The organism is Kitasatospora sp. NPDC054795 (assembly GCF_053611565.1).
In genome coordinates, this window is record NZ_JBSHAP010000052.1 from 40,762 (window position 1) to 59,073 (window position 18,312).

The 18,312-nt window shown below is 74.1% G+C and carries 13 protein-coding genes; 5 read left to right on the forward strand and 8 right to left on the reverse strand.

The annotated features are described in order from the left end of the window. Positions 1-94: 94 nt before the first annotated feature. On the forward strand, positions 95-1,378 hold the full coding sequence (locus tag ACWGJO_RS20160) for a sensor histidine kinase (protein WP_452185509.1): 1,284 nt from the start codon (positions 95-97) through the stop codon (positions 1,376-1,378). Positions 1,379-1,393: 15 nt separating this feature from the next. Here ACWGJO_RS20160 and ACWGJO_RS20165 read toward each other — a convergent pair whose 3' ends face one another. After that, positions 1,394-3,922 carry an FtsX-like permease family protein gene (locus ACWGJO_RS20165; RefSeq protein ID WP_452185511.1) on the reverse strand — a complete coding sequence of 843 codons (2,529 nt, stop codon included), beginning with the start codon at positions 3,920-3,922 and terminating at the stop codon, positions 1,394-1,396. A 236-nt stretch (positions 3,923-4,158) separates the two neighbouring features. Then, positions 4,159-4,773, reverse strand: coding sequence for a response regulator (locus tag ACWGJO_RS20170; protein WP_452185513.1), 615 nt, complete (start codon positions 4,771-4,773; stop codon positions 4,159-4,161). Positions 4,774-4,896: 123 nt separating this feature from the next. Here ACWGJO_RS20170 and nth point away from each other — a divergent pair, with 123 nt between their 5' ends. The 4 genes from nth to ACWGJO_RS20190 all read left to right on the forward strand — a co-directional run bounded on the left by nth (position 4,897) and on the right by ACWGJO_RS20190 (position 8,738). After that, a complete protein-coding gene (nth, locus tag ACWGJO_RS20175; protein WP_452185514.1) occupies positions 4,897-5,805 on the forward strand; it encodes an endonuclease III in 909 nt (302 codons plus the stop codon). Continuing rightward, positions 5,802-6,575, forward strand: coding sequence for an NUDIX hydrolase (locus ACWGJO_RS20180; protein ID WP_387688944.1), 774 nt, complete (start codon positions 5,802-5,804; stop codon positions 6,573-6,575). The genes nth and ACWGJO_RS20180 overlap by 4 nt, the downstream gene beginning before the upstream one ends. 46 nt (positions 6,576-6,621) lie before the next feature. Beyond that, on the forward strand, positions 6,622-7,809 hold the full coding sequence (locus tag ACWGJO_RS20185) for a MarP family serine protease (protein ID WP_452185517.1): 1,188 nt from the start codon (positions 6,622-6,624) through the stop codon (positions 7,807-7,809). A gap of 227 nt (positions 7,810-8,036) precedes the next feature. Continuing rightward, positions 8,037-8,738: a metal-dependent hydrolase gene (locus ACWGJO_RS20190; protein ID WP_359901991.1), complete on the forward strand. Its 702-nt coding sequence runs from the start codon at positions 8,037-8,039 to the stop codon at positions 8,736-8,738. Between the two features lie 134 nt (positions 8,739-8,872). On the opposite strand, the gene ACWGJO_RS20195 is transcribed toward ACWGJO_RS20190, so the two are convergent. The 6 genes from ACWGJO_RS20195 to ACWGJO_RS20220 all read right to left on the reverse strand — a co-directional run bounded on the left by ACWGJO_RS20195 (position 8,873) and on the right by ACWGJO_RS20220 (position 17,810). Next, entirely contained in the window at positions 8,873-9,082 is a 210-nt protein-coding gene (locus tag ACWGJO_RS20195; protein WP_359901994.1) for a hypothetical protein, read from the reverse strand. A 224-nt stretch (positions 9,083-9,306) separates the two neighbouring features. Then, positions 9,307-10,437 carry an alpha/beta fold hydrolase gene (locus ACWGJO_RS20200; protein ID WP_452185518.1) on the reverse strand — a complete coding sequence of 377 codons (1,131 nt, stop codon included), beginning with the start codon at positions 10,435-10,437 and terminating at the stop codon, positions 9,307-9,309. Between the two features lie 143 nt (positions 10,438-10,580). Then, positions 10,581-11,057 (reverse strand): phage holin family protein, encoded by a 477-nt coding sequence (locus tag ACWGJO_RS20205; RefSeq protein ID WP_359902000.1) that lies wholly within the window; start codon positions 11,055-11,057, stop codon positions 10,581-10,583. Between the two features lie 225 nt (positions 11,058-11,282). Continuing rightward, positions 11,283-12,689, reverse strand: a complete 1,407-nt coding sequence (nhaA, locus tag ACWGJO_RS20210; RefSeq protein ID WP_452185520.1) for a Na+/H+ antiporter NhaA — start codon at positions 12,687-12,689, stop codon at positions 11,283-11,285. A gap of 470 nt (positions 12,690-13,159) precedes the next feature. Then, entirely contained in the window at positions 13,160-15,136 is a 1,977-nt protein-coding gene (acs, locus tag ACWGJO_RS20215) for an acetate--CoA ligase (RefSeq protein WP_452185521.1), read from the reverse strand. Positions 15,137-15,377: 241 nt separating this feature from the next. Further along, complete coding sequence (locus ACWGJO_RS20220) at positions 15,378-17,810, reverse strand: SulP family inorganic anion transporter (RefSeq protein WP_452185523.1); 2,433 nt, start codon at positions 17,808-17,810, stop codon at positions 15,378-15,380. Positions 17,811-18,312 lie beyond the last annotated feature (502 nt).

Sequence of the window (18,312 nt, forward strand, 5' to 3'; positions counted from 1 at the left end):
ACTATGCTCGTGGTACGGGCGTACGGGGGCGCCGGGTGCGCGGCGGGCTCCCGCTGGGCGCGCGGTGTGTCGAGCCGTCTACCGGGAGTTCCCCTTGGGCCACAGCGCGGACCGAACCGACGCCGATCGCTCCCGTCCGAAGCGCCCCGGCGGATTCGGCAGCCCCGACAGCCCCGACAGCTCCGGCGGCTTTGGCAGCTCCGGTGACCCGCTCGCGCGACTCACCCGGGGCATCGTGGTCATGGTCGCCGTCGGCTTCTGCGCCGCCTCGGTGGTGGCCACGGTCCGCAGCCACGACGGCCTGGCCTACCAACTGCCCGCCGCCGCACTGCTGCTGGTCCTGCTCGGCCTGCAGATCGGGCACGCCGGTCCGTGGCGTCTGGCGCGGCGCTGGTGGCCGTGGAGCCTGGTCGTCCACGGGGTGCTCACCTACCTGCCGTTCCTGTTCTTCGACGGGGCGTGGGTCGGCATCCCCGGGTCGTTCGCCGGTTCGGTGCTGCTGACCGTCGCACTGCCGCGTTCCTGGGTGCTGTTCGTCGCACTGGTGGCCGCCCAGTACCCGCTCTGCGCGGCGCTGGGCGGGAACCCCGGCCAGTGCGTCAATGCGTCGGTGTCCACCGCCGTGGGCGGCATCGTGGTCTACGGGGTGGCCCGACTCGCCGATCTGACAGCCGAATTGAGGGCGGCCCGGACCGAGCTGGCCGAGCTCGCGGTGGACCGGGAGCGGCTGCGTTTCGCGCGCGACCTGCACGACCTGCTCGGCCCCAGCCTCTCGGTGGCGGCGCTGAGGTGCCAGCTCGCCGAACGGCTGGCCGCGGACGAGCCGGAACGCGCCCGCGCGGAGATCGCCGAGGTGCTGGCACTGGTGCGGCAGGCGATGGCGGACACCCGCCGGCTCCCCAGCGGCGACCTCGGGATGTCCCTGGCGCGGGAGGCGTGTTCGGCGGTCTCGGCGCTGCGGGCGGCCGGGATCAGGGTCGAGGCCGAACTGGGCTGCGAGGGGCTTCGGCCCGAACTCGACGCGGTGCTGGCCACCGTGCTGCGCGAGGCGGTCACCAATCTGCTGCGGCACAGCGCGGCCCGGCGCTGCGGGATCCGGGCCGCCCGGGACGAGTTCGGCACGGTGCGCCTGGTGGTCTCCAACGACGGCGCGCCGCGCGAGCCGGATGGTGCTCCGGGTGAGCCGGGCGGTGCTCCGGCACGCGAACCGGGCGGTGCACCGCGCGAGGAGGGCGGCGGCCACGGCATCGGGAACCTCACCGAGCGGCTGCGGGCCGTCGGCGGCCGGCTGACCGCCGAGCGGGACGGAGCGGGCTGGTTCCACCTCACGGCCGTCGTCGCGGCCGAGCCCGCCCGGGAGGCCGCCCGCGCCGCCTGACCGGGCCCGGGGCCGCTACTCGCACGTCCCCATCGTCTCGACCGGCTTCCGGCGCAGCGCCAGCTGGGTGGTCAGCAGGACGGTGCCCATCCCCAGCAGCGCCGCCCCGCCCAGCACCGCGGCCACCCAACTCCCGGGCGGCGCGGGCCAGGCCGTCCCGGTGAGCGCCAGGCTGACCGGGACCAGGACGGCGGCGGTGACCGCCGCGCCGAGGGCAAGGGCCACCGCGACCGTGATCCCGCCCTCCCAGGCCGCCATCCGCAGCACCTGCGGCCGCGTGGTGCCCACCAGCCGCAGCAGCGCGAACTCGCGCCGCCGCTCGCCGGTGGCCATCACCAGGGTGTTGACCACGGCGATCGCGGTGAACAGGCCGATCATGCCGAGCAGCAGCCGTCCGACCGCGGTGGCGGACTCCTGCCGCTGCCGGCGGGCCGCGTCGTACTCGGCCCGGTCGCCGACCCGGGCCATCGGGTAGGCCGCGGTGAGGTCGTGGAGTTCCCGGCCGACCTGCCGCGGGTCGGTTCCGGGGGCGGTACGGACCAGGACGGTCGGGGTGAGCGGGTCCGGGGCGTGGACGGCGGCGAAGGGGGCGGGCAGCAGGGCGTCCGCGAACCGCGCGTCGCGGTCGTACACGGCGGCCACCGTCGCGGTGCTGCCGGTGCCGTCCGGCCATTCGATCCGGACGGTGGTGCCGACGCCGGCCTTGAGTGCGGCGGCCGTCCCCTGCCCCAGCGCGATGCCCGCGTCGCGCAGCCCGTCCAGCGAGCCGGCCGTCACCCCCGGGTCGACCAGCTCCGCCAGCCCCTGCGGCTCGACGATCCGGGCGTTCAGCCCGTACTGGTCGACGTCCCCGGCGGAGGCTCGGACGGTCGTGGAGACCGTGCCGTCGGCCGCCGCGACGCCCGGCAACCGCCGTACCGCGGCGGTGAATTCCGGCGGCAGGCCGATCCCGACGGCCTGGACCACGTGGTCGGCCAGCAGCCGTCGGCCGTCCTCGGCCGCGGTGGCCCGGGCCTTGACCACCGGGACGAACAGCACCGTGCCGGTGAAGGCCACCGCCAGCACCAGCGGGGTGACGGTGGCGGCGAAGCGGCGCGGCCGGGCCCGCAGCGCGGCCGAGGCGAGGAAGCCGGTTGCCGGGAAGAGCCGGCCCACCGGCCCGCCGATCGCCACGCTCGCGACCCGGCCGATCAGCGGTCCGAGCAGGGCCACCCCGAGCAGCAGCACCAGCACCATGCTCTCGGCCGTCCCCGCCCCGCGGTGGCCGTCGGTCGAGTCGGCCAGCACCGCGCCGGACCCGGCGAGCGTCACGAGCCCGAGCCCGGTCCGGATCCGGCCGATGCCGGGCGGCGGCGCCGAGGCGTCGCGCAGCGCCCGGGTGGGCTCGACCCGGGAGGCCCGGCGCGCGGCGGCCGCGACGGCCAGCTGCGCGGTGACGACGACGCCGCCGAGGACGATCAGCGGGGCGGTCGGCCCGATGTGCAGCGGCACGTCCGGGCCGACCACCCCGCGGTCGACCAGTTCGCCCCGCAGCAGCGCGGCGAGGCCGGTCCCGGCGGGGAGGCCGACGACCGCGGCCGCGAGGGTCAGCACCAGCGTCTCCAGGGCGATCATCCGCCGCACCTGCCCGGTGGTGGCGCCGACCGCCCGCAGCAGGGCCATCTCGCGCAGCCGCTGCTGGACGGAGAGCGCGAGCGCCCCCGCGACCACGAAGGCCGCGACGAACAGCGACAGCACGCCCGTCGTCCCGGCCAGCGAGGAGAGGCCGTCGCCGGGCCCGGGAGCGCCGGAGAACTCCAGCTCGCCCCGCTCGTCGCCGGTGTGCACCCGGGGTCCGGACCAGTCCGGCGCGCCGGCGCGGTCCCGTGCCGCGGCGAGTACCCGCCGGGCCTGTTCGGCCGGTGCCCGCAGGTCGGTCCCCTCCCGCACGGTGAGCCCGATCGCGTCCGCGCCGGCCGCCGTCCCGGCGAGCCGGGCGGCCTGCCCGGGGCTGAGGAAGAGCGCGCTCTGACGGCCCAACTCCTGCGGTGCCGCAGCCAGTCCGGCCACGGTGTAGCCGCGCGGCGCCTCGGTGGTGGCCAGCTGTACGGTGCCGCCGACCGTGATCCCGGCGCGGCCGGCCGTCGCGGTGTCGAGGACCACCTCGTCCGGCCCGGTCGGGGCGTGGCCGGCGGTCAGCCGGAAAGGGGTGAGGGCGGCGCTCGTCCAGGAGTGCCCGAGTGAGGGGCCGCCGTGCGGTCCGGTGAGGACCTGCCCGGAGGCGGTGACCACGGCCGCCGGGAAGGAGACCTCCGGGACGGCGGCCGTGACGCCGGGCAGCCGGGCGAGTTCCGCGGTCAGCGGTCCGGCGTCCGGGATGCGGGTGCCGTCGCCGACCACCACCGGGGCACCGGCGTAGCGCTCGGTGGGGGTGCCCGCGCGCAGGGCGGACTCCAGCAGGACCCCGCAGGCGACGGTCAGGACCAGGGCGCAGACGAGCGCGGTGAAGGCGCCGGCGAAGCCCGCCTTCCGGGCCCGCACCGTTCGCCAGGCCAGCTTCAACACGCGGCTCGACCCCCCGGGTGGTTCGCCCTCGATGACATCGCGAGCCTAGCTCCGGGGGCATCGGCCGGATTTTGGTTCGTCGACGAAGGGAGGCCTCGTTGAGACGCTCCGTGGGCCGTCCACGGGCGGATCCATGCGAAACGCACGGTCCGTCGAACCGGCGGGGCCGTCCTGCCGGGGTGTTGGGGCGCCGGTCGTCGAAAGCGCGCGGCGCGGCGCGCGGGGAGTGCCGGGGGCTACGCCGTCGGCAGCCAGCCCATCTCCTCGGCGATCCGGATCGCGTCGACCCGGCCGCGGCCCCCGGTCTTGGCCACCGCGGCGGCCAGGTGGTTGCGCGCGGTGCCCGTGGAGATGAACAGCCGGCCGGCGATCTCGGTGGCGGAGTCCCCCTGCGCCGCGAGCCGCAGGACCTCCGACTCCCGGGGCGTCAGCGGGCTCTCCCGGGTGTCCAGGGCGGCCAGCGCCAGCTCCGGGTCGACGACGCGCTCGCCGGCGGCCACCTTGCGGATCGCCGCCGCCAGCTCCTGCGCCGGGGCGTCCTTCCCGAGGAAGCCGAGCGCGCGGGCGGAGAACGCGGCGCGCAGGTGGGCGGGTCGCACCAGTCCGGTGAGGACCAGCGTCCGGCAGCCGGGGAGCTTCTCGTGCAGTTCGGCCGCCGCCCGCAGCCCGTCCAGTCCGGGCAGGTCGATGTCGAGCACCGCGACGTCCGGGCGCACCTCCAGGGCGGTCGGCACCACCAGGTCCCCGCGCTCCACGTCGGCGACGACCTCCAGGTCCTCCTCGTACGCGAGGAGGGCCACCAGCGCGCCGCGCACCATGCTCATGTCCTCTGCCAGCAGGACCCTGATCATCCGTACTCTCCCCCTGTCAGGTGACGGCCACGGGCGGACTTCATTAGACAACAGGCCTTGCCAGGACCGGTTTCCGTGCTTGATCGGCCGCGAGCGGTCCGCCGGTCGGCGTAGCCTTCGTGCATGGCAGAGAGCAAGGTCCGGAAGGCCGCGGCGCAGGAGCCGGTGGCGAAGAAGGCGGCGGTGAAGAAGGCGGCGGTGAAGAAGGCGGCGGTGAAGCCGAGGAAGCCGGAATCGCGCCTGGCGATGGTGCGGCGGGCCCGGCGGATCAACCGCGAGCTGGCGGAGTTGTACCCGTACGCGCATCCGGAGCTGGACTTCGAGAACCCGTTCCAACTGCTGGTGGCCACCGTGCTGTCGGCGCAGACCACCGACCTGCGGGTGAACCAGACCACCCCGGCGCTGTTCGCGAAGTACCCGACGCCGGAGGACATGGCGGCGGCGAACCCGGAGGAGCTGGAGGAGATCATCCGCCCTACCGGCTTCTTCCGGAACAAGGCGAAGTCGCTCCTGGGCCTCTCGATAGCGCTGCGCGACGAGTTCGGCGGCGAGGTCCCCGGCCGGCTGGCCGACCTGGTGACCCTGCCCGGCGTCGGCCGCAAGACCGCCAATGTCGTCCTCGGCAACGCCTTCGGGGTCCCCGGCATCACGGTGGACACCCACTTCGGACGCCTGGTCCGGCGGTTCGGCTGGACCACCGAGGAGGACCCGGTGAAGGTCGAGGCGGCCGTCGCCGAGATCTTCCCGAAGTCGGAGTGGACGATGCTCTCGCACCGGGTGGTCTTCCACGGCCGCCGGATCTGCCACTCCCAGAAGCCCGCCTGCGGCGCCTGCCCGATCGCGCCGCTCTGCCCCTCGTACGGCGAGGGGGAGACCGACCCGGAGAAGGCACGCAAGCTGTTGAAGTACGAGATGGGCGGCCGGCCCGGGCAGCGGCTCCGGCCGCCGGCCGACTTCCCCGGCGAGGCGGCCGCCCGCGCGGACGCCGCCGGCCACCACGGGCACGTCGCGGACCTGGCGGTGGACGCATGAGCGGGCGGTGGGGCCACCCCGGGCCGGAGGCCGGGGGAGTCGCCCGGGGCATCGAGCCGGACGGGCTGCCGGGCTGGCTGGAACCGGTCCGGGAGGCGGCCGAGCGGGTGCTGCCGGAGCAGCTGAGCCGCTTCCTGCCACCGGCCGAGGGCGGCCGGCCGGCGGCCGTGCTGATGCTGTTCGGCGAGGGACCGGAAGGTCCGGACCTGCTGCTGATCGAGCGGGCCCGCTCGTTGCGCTCGCACGCCGGCCAGCCGTCCTTCCCCGGCGGCGTGCTGGACCCGGAGGACGGCGACCCGAACGGCCCGGGCCCGATCGCGGCGGCGCTGCGCGAAGCCTGGGAGGAGACCGGCCTGGACCCGGCCGGGGTGCAGGTGTTCGCGGAGCTGCCCCGGCTGTACATCCCGGTGAGCAGCTTCGTGGTGACCCCGGTGCTCGGCTGGTGGCGCGAGGAGACGCCGGTGCGCCCGGTGGATGCGGCCGAGACCGGCGCGGTGTTCCGGGTCACGATCACGGAGCTGGCCGACCCGGCGAACCGGGTGCGGCTGCGCCACCCGTCGGGGCACATCGGGCCGGCCTTCGCGGTCGCCGGGCGGCTGGTCTGGGGCTTCACCGCCGGGGTGATCGACCGGGTGCTGCACCACGGCGGCCTGGAGCTGCCCTGGGACCCGTCCCGGATCGTCGACCTCTCGGACGACGCACTGGCCCTGGTCCAGGGAGACCTCGAACACTCCCGGGTGCTGCCGGGCGGCGACGCCGACGCTTCGTGACCGGACGTCGGCGCGTGCGGCGCGCGGACCGTGGGAGGGTGTCCGAGTGAACGTCCTGGATGTGCTGCTGATCGCCGCGGCCGTGGCATTCGCCGTGTCGGGCTATCGGCAGGGCTTCGTGGTCGGCGTGCTCTCGTTGGTCGGCTTCCTCGGCGGCGGCCTGCTCGCGGTCGAGCTGCTGCCGCTGCTGGTGCTCGACCACATCGGCCCGGGCACCACGGCCTCGGTGGTGGCCGTCGTGGTGGTGATCGTCCTCGCCGCGATCGGCCAGGCGATCACCGCGCACTTCGGCTGGAAGCTGCGCGGACACATCGGGCGCCGCCCGGCCCGGGTGCTGGACGCGAGCGGCGGCGCGGTGGTGAACGTCGTCTCGATGCTGCTGGTGGCCTGGCTGATCGGTTCGGCGCTGGCAGGGGCGTCGCTGCCGACGGTCTCCAAGCAGGTGCGCTCCTCGGCGGTCCTCGGCGGGGTGCAGAACGCGCTGCCCGGCGACGCGCCGAACTGGTTCTCGGACTTCTCCAAGGTGCTCGCCCGCAACGGCTTCCCGCAGGTCTTCAACCCCTTCGAGCACGAGCCGATCACCCAGGTCGACACCCCCGACCCGGCGCTGGCCAACAACCCGGCGGTGACGCGGGCCCGGCAGAGCCTGGTCAAGGTGGTCGGCACGGCGACCTCCTGCGGCAAGACCCTGGAGGGCAGCGGCTTCGTCTTCGCCCCGCACCGGGTGATGACCAACGCCCACGTGGTCGGCGGGGTCAACGAGCCGACCGTGCAGATCGGCGGGGTCGGCCAGCTGTACGACGCGACGGTGGTCCGCTACGACTGGCAGCGCGACATCGCCGTCCTGGACGTGCCCAAGCTGAACGCGCCCGCACTGACCTTCGCCGGCGAGGCGAAGACCAACGACAGCGCGATCGTGGCCGGCTTCCCGGAGAACGGGGCCTTCAACGTCCAGCCGGCCCGCATCCGCGGCCGGATCCAGGCCAACGGCCCGGACATCTACCACCGCGGCCAGGTGGTCCGCGACGTCTACTCGGTGCGCTCGGTGGTCCGCCAGGGCAACAGCGGCGGCCCGCTGCTCACCCCGGACGGCGAGGTGTACGGCGTGGTCTTCGCCAAGTCGCTGGACAGCGCGGACACCGGCTACGTGCTGACCGCGGCCGAGGTACGCGAGGACGTCGAGCAGGGCGGCGCCTCGACCGGCCGGGCGGACACCCAGGGGTGCGCGCTCTGACGGGTGCCGGCGGGCGCGGGGGCGGGGGCGGAGTGGGGTTGGGTTGGGGCTGAGGTCGGGCCGGGGTCGGGCCGGGGTCGGGCTGTGGCCGGGAAGGGCGCGCCGGGCCGGTCCGTCCGATATCCGTCGCCCCGTCAGGCAGCCCTGGTAGCCTCGGCCGCGCTCACCCGTTCGGCTCAACCGGGCGCCGTCCCGGCGTGGGCCCGACGAGAGGTCGTGGCAGTCCGATGATGGGTCACTCGCACGCGGTGAGCGGGGCGATGCTGTACGCGGCCTCGGCTCCCTTCCTGCCCCCGCTGCTCCTGCACACCACCCTGCAGCCGGCGGACATACTGATGGGCACGGTGCTGTGCGCGGGCGCGGCCCTGCTGCCGGACCTCGACCACCACGACGGCTCGATCGCCAACTTCCTCGGCCCCGTCTCCAAGGTGCTCTGCCGCTTCGTGGCCTGGATCTCCGGCGGCCACCGGCACGCCACCCACTCGCTGCTGTTCGTCGCGCTGATGGGCGCCGGCACCTGGGCCGGGGTCACCTACCTGGGGCGCAACTTCACCCTCGGACTGACCTTCTTCCTGCTGGCGCTCGCGATCCGGGCCCTGCGGCTCTGCCCGCCGGGCGACGGACCGGAGGCCTGGATCACCGTCATCGGCCTGGCCGCGCTCGGCACCTTCGGGATGAACACCTGGATGCCCAACTCGCCCGGCTGGCTGCCGTACGCGGTGGCGCTGGGCACGCTGGCGCACCTGCTCGGCGACTGCCTGACCAAGAAGGGCGCACCGCTGCTCTGGCCGCACAAGGAGCGCTACGAGGTCGTGCTGATCAAGCGCAGCGGCAACAGCGTCGAGACCAAGGTGCTGGTGCCGATCATGTCGGTGGCGACCTTCGTCCTGCTCTGGTTCACCGCGCTGTCGCCGACGATCGTGAACTGAACGGGCCGTGCCGGGCGGCCGGCACTGGCCGCCCGGCACCGGGCGCACCGGTGCTCGGCGTGCCGGTGTTCGGCGTGCCGGTGTTCGGCGTACTGGTGCTTGGTGTGCCGGCCGATGCGATGCGGCGCGGGGCCTCAGGTCTCGCGCCGCAGCCGTGCTCCCACCCAGCGGGCGCGCCGGCCGAGGATGCGGGGGATGCCGAGCTGCCGCCGCTCCGTGCGCCGGCGGCCATCGGGGCCGTCGAAGCCGAGGTCGTCCGCCCGGTCGGGTCGGTGGGCGGAGCGCTGGGGGCTGTTGTGACGTCGGCCGCGCGGGGCGCCGCCGCTTTCGGGCATCCAACTCATACCGGAATGGATGCCCCTGGGCCGGTGGAGGTAACCGCCCGGGCCTCGCCGAAATTGGCCTATGCGGTTGTCATATGAGCGTCAACATAAGGGAGTTGGGCCCGAGAGCCCTCCCGGTCGGCCGAGCGTCCGACCGCACGTACGGCCGCGTCCGGCCGCGTCCGGCCGCGTACGGGATCCCCGGTTCCGCGCGCCCGTGCGGTGGCGTCCGGTCGCGTCCGGGGTCACTCCTTGTGGCGGCCGACCCAGTCCAGCAGCTCGGCGGTGAACTCCTCCGGCGCCTCCTCGTGCGGGAAGTGCCCGACGTCCGGCAGCAGCCGCCAGCGGTACGGCGCCGCCACGTACTCGCCGCCGCCGAGCGCGGTGTGCGACAGCAGCACCGGGTCCGCGGCGCCCTGAACGTGCAGGGTCGGCGCGGTGATCGGCTTCTTCATCCGCCGGGCGAACTGGATGCCGTCCGGCCGGGCCAAGGAGCGCAGCAGCCAGCGGTACGGTTCGATCGAGCAGTGCGCCGTGCTGGGGATCTGGATCGCCTGTCGGTACGCGTGCAGCGCGGCCTCGTCCAGGCCGTTCGGACCGGTCCACGAGGTCAGGTAGCGGCCGACCTGCTCGGCGTCGTCGGCGACCAGGCGGCGCTCCGGTATCCACGGCCGCTGGAAACCCAGCACGTGCTCGAAGGCGGCGAACTGCCGGCGGTCGGTCAGCAGCGCCCGACGCAGGTCCCGCGGATGCGCGGCGGAGACCACGGTGAGGCTCTGGATGACGGACGGCCGCATCACGGCCGCCACCCAGGCCAGGGTGCCGCCGGAGGCGTGCCCGACCAGGTGCGCCCGGCGCTCGCCGAGCGAGCGGATCACCCCGGTGATGTCCAGGGCGAGGTTGCCCGGGTCGTACCCGCGCGGGGTGCGGTCGCTGCCGCCGATGCCGCGCAGGTCGAGCGCCACCGCCCGGTAGCCGGCCTCGGCGAGCGCGGTCAGCTGGTGGCGCCAGGCCCACCAGTACTCGGGCCAGCCGTGCACCAGCAGCACCAGCGGGCCGGAGCCCAGCTCGGCGATGTGGAAGCGGGCGCCGTTGGCCGCGAGGTCGCGGTGCGTCCACGGGCCGGCCTGCCGGATGCTCCAGGGCTCCGCGTCGCCCGCGGCCGGGGCCCCGGAGGAGGCCGCCGCGAAGGCTTCCCGACCGGTCCCCCGCCCGCTCTCCCGCCCAGGCTTCCGCGCGGGTGCCGGGCCGGTGCCCCCGGGGGCGGCGCCGGGGTCTTCGGGGCCGGCGGGGCCTTCGGGGGTGAGTCCGGCGCCGGAGTCGGGGCCGGATTCGGCGGACGGCTGCGCGGGCACGGGCTTCTGGTCAAGCGGCATACCGAGAGCGTGTCACATCCCGGCGCCGGACACGTGCCCGGCACTCGTGGTCGGCGGGTTCGGAGCCCGCCCCGGCGGGCCCTCTCCGCTCACGGCGCGGCGCCGTCCCCGCCCGCCCGGGCCGGTCACCGGCGCCGGGTGGGTTACGGGATGCGGCCGAACGCCCGGTCGATCTCCTCCTGGGTGGCCGGCCGCGGCCGGGCGTTCTTCAGCACGTCGGCGGTCTTCTGGGCGCCCTCGATGGTGCGCACCGGCTTCTCGATCTTCTTGAACGAGCGCCAGGCCAGCATCCCGAGCAGCACCGCGAGCAGCAGGTAGGCGCCCGCCACGACCAGGAAGGACCAGCCCAGCGACAGGCCCAGCGCGTGGATGCCGAAGGCCGCCGCGGCGCTCAGCATCGGGATGGAGAACAGCGCCACCACACCGGCGACGATCAGCGAGACGCCGCCGGAGACGCCGCGCTTGACGTCCGCCCGGATCTCGGCCTTGGCGAGCGCGATCTCGTCGTGGACCAGCGCGGACAGGTCGGCGGTGGCCGCCGCGAACAGCTGCCCCACCGAACGCTCGCCCTCGTAGGGCACCCGGCCGTTGCTGGACGGGTCTGCGGCTCCTGCGGGCATCAGCGGTTCTCCTCTGCGGCTGTGCGGCGTGACGCCGCCGCGGGTGTGCGGTTCCGGGGCCGCTGGGGGTCCGGAGGCGTCTGTGGGTTGTCGACAGTTCAGAATCATGCCCCTACCGGTCAGTCGGACACCACTCCGGGGCCCCGCCGGAGGGATGTGTCCCGGCGGCGGGGGTGCTCCGGGCGCCTCCGCCAGGGCTTCGGGCAGCGCTTCAGCCGGGGCGTCTCAGTCGGTGTGGCCGGGCCGACCCTGGTGGCCGGGGCCGGGGTCGCCTTCCTCACCGGTCGCCGGGCGGGGCGACTCGCCGACCCTGGCCTGCCAGGCCGGGTCGTTCTCCTGGTAGATGTCGGGGATGCCATCCCCGTCCGCGTCCCGGTCCTCCTCCTCGCACAGCTCGCGGTAGTGCCGGTTGCGCAGCTTCAGCAGGACCGTGGCGACGACCGCGGAGAGCACCGAGCCCACCAGCACCGCCGTCTTGGCCCGGGCGGCGAGCGCCGGGTCGTCCGGGAAGGCCAGCTCGCTGATCAGCAGCGAGACGGTGAAACCTATGCCCGCGAGCACCGAGACCGCGACCATGTCGGCCCACTTGAGCCGCGGGTTCAGCTCGGCCCTGGTGAACCGGGCGGTCAGCCAGGCCCCGCCGAACACGCCCACCGACTTGCCGACCAGCAGGCCGATCACGATGCCCAACGGGGCGGCCTGGGTGAACACCTCGCGCAGTTTCGGGCCGGAGACGGCCACCCCGGCCGAGAACAGCGCGAACAGCGGGACGGCGAGGCCGGCCGAGAGCGGGCGGACCAGGTGCTCGATGTGCTCGCCGGGGGAGTGCTGCTCGTCGCCCTCCCGGTGGCAGCGCAGCATCAGGCCCATCGCGACGCCCGCCACCGTGGCGTGGATGCCGCTCTCGTGCATCAGCGCCCAGGTCACGAACGCCAGCGGCACGAAGAGGTACCAGCCGTGGACGCCGCGCCGGTGCAGGAACCAGAACAGCGCCAGCCCGACGAAGGCGAGGCCGAGCGCCCAGAACTTGATGCCGTGGCTGTAGAAGATCGCGATGATCAGGATCGCGATCAGGTCGTCGACCACCGCCAGGGTGAGCAGGAAGGCACGCAGCGGGGACGGCAGGTGGCTGCCGACCACGGCCAGCACACCGAGTGCGAAGGCGATGTCCGTGGCGGTCGGGATTGCCCAGCCACTGGGATGCCCGCCGCTGCCGGAGTTCACCAGGGCGAAGAGGATCGCGGGCAGCGCCACCCCGCAGACGGCGGCGACCACGGGCAGCAGCGCGGCACTGGGCGTGCGCAGCTCACCCGCGACGAACTCGCGTTTGAGCTCGATCCCGGCGACGAAGAAGAAGATCGCCAGCAGGCCGTCCTTGGCCCAGGTGGCCAGGGAGAGGTTCAGGTGGAGCGGGGCGGAGGGGCCGACGGTGTAGTCGAGCACGCTCTGGTAGGCCTGCGGCCAGGCGTTGGCCCAGATCAGTGCGACGACGGCGGCGCCCAGCAGCAGCATGCCGCCGACCGTCTCGGTGCGCAGGGCGTCGGTGATGAAGGTGCGCTCGGGCAGTGACAGCCGGCCGAGGAACTGCCGGCGGCGGGTCGTCGGCTCATGGGCAGGCGGCTGGTCGGTCACGCGGGACCTCCTGGGGCTGGGAGCGGCAATGGATACACCTGTGGTGCAGTTGCCGACCAGACTTCCCGGCGCGCCCTGTGACGCCCGCGACTCCCGTCAAGGGATCTTGATGCGTCCTTAATAGTCTAGCGGGACGTTTGGGTGACATCCGGATTGTCCTAACAAAGGACTTAATCCCTGCGGGCTGGTTTCGCACTCCGGGGGAGCAGCGGCCCGTACGTGGAACGGCGGCCTGTACTCGAACGGCGGCCGCGTACCCGACGGGCGGCCCCGTGCTCGAACGGCGGCTCGGCACCGGACGGCGGCCGGGTCGCTGGGAGAAGGCGGGATGCCGGGGCGGGCCTCGCTGTCCGAACGGGTGACCGACGGGACGACTGTGCCCCGGGCGGTGATCGCCGCCCGGGGCACAGTCGTCGTCTCAGTGGCGCTCGGAGGTTGCCGGCGCCGCGGCCTCAGCCGTTGTCGTGCGCTCAGCCGTTGTCGTTGCTGTTGCCGTTGCCGTTGTCGGAGGGCGGCAGCTGGGCCTGGATCTGGCTCATCACCGTGCTGTCGGCCAGGGTGGTGGTGTCACCGACCTCGCGGCCCTCGGCGATGTCACGCAGCAGGCGGCGCATGATCTTGCCGGAGCGGGTCTTCGGCAGCTCGCCGACCACCTTGATCTGCTTCGGCTTGGCGATCGGGCCGAGCGTGCGGCCGACGTGCGCCCGCAGCTCCTCGACCAGCTCGGGGCTCTCGGTGACGCCGCCGCGCAGGATCACGAAGGCGACGATGGCCTGGCCGGTGGTGGCGTCGGTCGCGCCGACCACGGCGGACTCGGCCACCGAGGGGTGGCCGACCAGGGCCGACTCGACCTCGGTGGTGGAGATGTTGTGGCCCGAGACGAGCATGACGTCGTCCACCCGGCCGAGCAGCCAGATGTCCCCGTCCTCGTCCTTCTTGGCGCCGTCGCCGGCGAAGTAGCGGCCCTCGAAGCGCGACCAGTAGGTGTCGATGTAGCGCTGGTCGTCGCCCCAGATGGTGCGGAGCATGGACGGCCACGGCTCGGTGAGCACCAGGTAGCCGCCGGAGCCGTTCGGCACCTCGACGGCGTTGTCGTCCACCACGGTGGCCGCGATGCCCGGCAGGCCGCGCTGGGCCGAGCCCGGCTTGGTCTCGGTGATGCCCGGCAGCGGGCTGATCATGATGGCGCCCGTCTCGGTCTGCCACCAGGTGTCCACGATCGGACAGGTGCCGCCGCCGATGTGCTCGCGGTACCAGACCCAGGCCTCGGGGTTGATCGGCTCGCCGACGCTGCCCAGCACCCGCAGCGAGGACAGGTCGAACTTCGCGGGGATGTCGTCGCCCCACTTCATGAAGGTGCGGATCGCGGTCGGCGCGGTGTAGAGGATGGTCACGCCGTACTTCTGGACGATCTCCCAGAACCGGCCCTGGTGCGGGGTGTCCGGGGTGCCCTCGTAGATGACCTGGGTGGCGCCGTTGGAGAGCGGGCCGTAGACGATGTACGAGTGACCGGTGACCCAGCCGATGTCGGCGGTGCACCAGTAGACGTCGGTCTCCGGCTTGAGGTCGAAGACCGCGTGGTGGGTGTAGCTGGCCTGGGTGAGGTAGCCGCCCGAGGTGTGCAGGATGCCCTTGGGCTTACCGGTGGTGCCCGAGGTGTAGAGGATGAACAGCGGGTGCTCGGCGTCGTGCGCCTCGGGGGTGTGCTCGGTGGACTGGCGCGCGGTGATCTCGTGCCACCAGACGTCGCGGCCCTCGGTCCACGGGACGTCCTGCTCGGTGCGGCGGACCACCAGGACGTGCTCGACGCCGTCGACCTTGGTGAGCGCCTCGTCGATGGCCGGCTTCAGGGCGGAGGGCTTGCCCCGGCGGTAGCCGCCGTCGGCGGTGATGACGAGCTTGGCCTGGGCGTCCTGGATGCGGGAGGCGACGGCGTCGGAGGAGAAGCCGCCGAAGACCACCGAGTGGGTGGCGCCGATCCGGGCGCAGGCGAGCATCGCGACGACCGCCTCGGCGATCATCGGCAGGTAGACGGCGACCCGGTCGCCCTTGCGGACACCGAGCTCCAGCAGTGCGTTGGCCGCCTGCGAGACCTCGTCCTTGAGCTGGGCGTAGGTGATCGAACGGCCGTCGCCGGGCTCGCCCTCGAAGTGGATCGCGACCCGGTCGCCCAGGCCGTTCTCCACGTGGCGGTCGACGCAGTTGTACGCGACATTGAGCTTGCCGTCGGCGAACCACTTGGCGAAGGGAGGGTTGGACCAGTCGAGGGTCTCGGTCGGCTCGACGGCCCAGGTGAGGCGACGGGCCTGCTCGGCCCAGAAGCCCAGACGGTCCTCGGAGGCCTGCGCGTACGCGGCCGCGGTGACGTTGGCGGCTGCGGCGAGCTCTGCCGGCGGGGCGAAGCGCCGCTCCTCCTTGAGCAGGTTGGCCAGGCTCTCGTTGCTCAACGCGCACTCCTCATCGAGTCATGATCGGGGGCGTTCCCGTGCGTGGGGATTGTCCCGTGTGTCCCAGCGCACAGCTCACCAGGCGAACGGGGCAGTTGACAAGAGGCTCCTGGGAATTGGTGTAGACCTTTGACCGATGGCCGGTCGGGTTCCGGTCCGATCCACCGCGGAGGACCGGACGGCCGTTCGGGGGTGGGTGGGCCCGTGCCCCGGCCCGCCCGGCGGGACACGGACCCGGCTCTCAGGCGGCCAGTCGGGGGCCCTCCCCACCGTCCCCGGCCGGAAGCCGATCATCCGCATTCACCCGTTCGGCCGATGCTGTGTCCGGCCGGTCCTCGGGGCCGGTTCCGGTGGGGTTCTCGGCGTGGTGTTCGATTCCGTTCGTGCGATTGCCGGTGCGGGCCTCGATCGGGCTGAACGTCCCGGCGGCCCGGTCCAGGACATAGGCCTGGGCCGTCGCGAAGTCGAAGTACATCCCGACCAGCCGCAGGGTGCCCTCCTCGACCCGGCGCTCCACCGCCGGGTTCGCCATCAACTGGTCCAGCTGCTGGACCACGTTGGTGATGCAGAGCTGCTCCACGACGTCCACCGCCGGCCGGGCGGCGAACTCCGCCGGGACGCGTCGGAGCCGGTCCAGCGAGCCGCGGCCGTTGCGCAACCAGCGGGCCAGGGGGGTGGGCGGCCCGGGGCGCTCGTGCACGCCGTCCAGCAGGGCCTTCATCGCGCCGCAGCCGGAGTGGCCGCAGACCGTGATCGAGCGGACCTCCAGCACCTCGACCGCGTACTGCACCGCGGCGGCCACCGAGTCGTCGGCCGCTCCGGGTTCGTGCGGGGCCGGCACAAGGTTGCCCACGTTGCGCACGGTGAACAGGTCGCCCGGGCCGCTATTGGTGATCATGCTGGTGACCATCCGGGAGTCCGCGCAGGTCAGGAAGAGCTGGGAGGGCGCCTGCCCCTCGCGGGCCAGCCGGGCGAGTTCCGGCCTGATCAGCGGGGCGGTGTGCCGCTGGAACACCCGGACGCCGTCCAGCAGTCGGCCGTGCGGGTCCTCCTGCTGATCGATGCAGTGGTGGCCGACCCAGGGCGTCCAGGCCCGGCACCGGTGCGGGCCCGGTGAACTGCCCGCGCGCACGGTGCCGTCCGGGTCCAGAACCTCGTAGTCCTGGCGGCGCGTCACCATCGAGACCCGTCCGCCCGCGTCCTGGTGCGCGGCCCGCCAGGTGTGCAGCGTCTCGTACGCGGCGTGGTCCAGGAAGGAGCCGTCGTGAATCACCGTGACCCCGGCCCCGGCGGGGATGCCGGCCAGCGCCCGGCTGAGCCGGGGTACGGCGGTGAAGGTGAGCGGGCCGTGCGTCCGGACGGTGACCGTCCCATCGGGGCCGGTCTCCACATCCACGTGGGCGCGGGTCAGCCGGTAGAGCGCGAGCAGTACGGCGGTGCCGGCGCCGATCGCGACGCCCCACAGCACGCCGACGGCCACCACACCGAGCACGGTGATCAGGTAGACGGGGAACTCGCGGTGCCGGTGCACCCTGCGGATGTGCGCGAAGCTCACCATCTGCAGCCCCACCACCAGCACCAGCGCGGCGAGCGCGGCCAGCGGGATGTGGCGCAGCCCGCCGGTCAGCGCCAGCGCGGCGGCCAGCACCCAGATGCCGTGCAGCACCGAGGCCCACCTGGTCCGGCCACCGGCCCGCACGTTGGCGGTACTGCGCACCGCGCCCCCGGCGACCGGCAGCCCGCCGACCAGGCCGCTCACCAGGTTGGCGAGGCCCTGGCCGCGCAGTTCGCGGTCGAGGTCGCCGGTCCGCCGGGACATCCGGTCGATCGCGACGGCGGACAGCAGTGACTCCACGCTGGCCACGGCGGTGACGGTGAGGACGGCGGCGAGCAGCCCGAGAACCGGGCCGTGCGGAAGCGCGGGCAGGAGCGACTGCGGGCGCCAGGCGGGCAGCTCGATGTGGGCGAGCCGCAGGTCCAGGGCGAGGACGAGGGCGGTGGCCAGCGCGACCCCGGCCAGCGGGCCGGGCACCTTGGTCAGCCGGGCGCCGAACTCGCCGGCACGGCCGGGGAGTCGGCCGAGCCGGGGCCAGCCGACCAGGACGGCGGCGGTCACCGTGCCGGCCAGCACCGCGGCCGGGTGCGGGCCGGACAACTGGCCGGGAAGGGCCAGGATGTTGGCGATCGCGGAGCTCTGCGGGGAGCCGCCGAGGACGACGTGGAGCTGCGCGATCGCGATGGTGATCCCGACCCCGGCCAGCATGCCGTGCACGATCGCGGGTGAGACGGCGAGCGCCGTCCGGGCCACTCGACGTGCGCCGAGGAGGAGTTGGAGCAGGCCGGCGGCGACGGTGATGGCGCAGGTGGCCTGCCAGCCGTACCGGGCGATCAGCCCGGCGGTGATCACCGTCAGCGCCGCCGAGGGGCCGCTGACCTGGAGCGGTGTGCCGCCGAACAGCCCGACCAGGATCCCGCCCGCGGCCGCGGCGGCCAGGCCGGCGGTGAGCGGGGCGCCGGTGGCGAGCGCGATGCCGAGGGAGAACGGCACGGCGATGAGGAAGACCACGAGGGACGCGGAGAGGTCCTGGGCCCACCGGATCCGGGGGGCCGGGCCCGGTGGCGCGTGGTCGGTGGTGTCGGAGGCGATGGGGGCGCTGGAGATGTCGAGGGTCATTGTCTTCCCGTCTGTCCGGGGGAGCGAACGCAGTCAGGTCCGGCGGTGAGTCCGGGGTGGGGCTCCGGGGCGGATCGGCTGTCGTGGGTCGCGACGGTGTGGCGGGATGGCGTGGGCGCGGCGGGGGAGTGCGGGTGTCACCGGCCGGCGTTGACCATCAGGCCCGCCAGGGCTCCGGGCGAGGTGCGGGACGTCTCACCGGGGGCCGCCGGGCGAACCATCAAGACTCGGTAAACCGAGGGTAATGAAAGCTTTGCACAGCGTGGTTCCGGGAGGGAAGCGGAAAACCCCCTGATTCACCCCAATGGGTGGTGGCCGAACGGTCGGGAATCTGCTGGTGGCAGGGGTCGTGGCACCAGTCGGCCGGGGCCGGGGCCGGGGCCGGGGTCGGGGTCGGGGGCGGTCCCGGAGCGGGAGCAGGCACGGCGAACGGGCCGCGGCCTCCCGGGGTGGGGCGGCCGCGGCCCGGTCGCCTGCGGTGGTGCGGGGCAGGCGCTGTCTC